We start from the raw sequence: 344 nt of genomic DNA on the forward strand, positions 1-344 counted from the left end.
GATGGTGGCAGCACCGCTGTCGGTGATGCCTTCTGGCAGCGCGGTGCCCGCGGCGGTTTCGCCGCTGAGCGTGGCGGTCAGGGTGAACGCTTCTTCGCCTTCAAACACCGCGTCGTCGAGGGTCGGGACACTGATCACGATGCCGCCCAGGGTGCCCGCCGGTACGGTGAAGCTGTAGCTGCCGTTCTCGTTGGCGGTCACGGTGACGGCGGTGCCGCCAATGGTGGCCGTGGGGGTGCCCACGTCGGCGGGGTCGACCTCGCCCAGGTCGAACGTCAGCGTGGTGGCGTTATCCACCGCTTTGTCGAGGCTGACGTTGAAGGTGGCGGTGCCGCCTTCGTTGA

The 344-nt window shown here is 67.7% G+C and carries 1 protein-coding gene; it reads right to left on the bottom strand.

Annotation, left to right across the window (positions count from 1 at the left end; translation table 11 throughout):
* Positions 1-344, bottom strand: a 344-nt coding sequence (locus QIT27_RS16995; protein ID WP_285264492.1) for a hypothetical protein, incomplete at both ends; no start/stop codon positions are given.

The organism is Halomonas sp. LC1 (genome assembly GCF_030247125.1).
Taxonomy (GTDB): Bacteria; Pseudomonadota; Gammaproteobacteria; order Pseudomonadales; family Halomonadaceae; genus Vreelandella.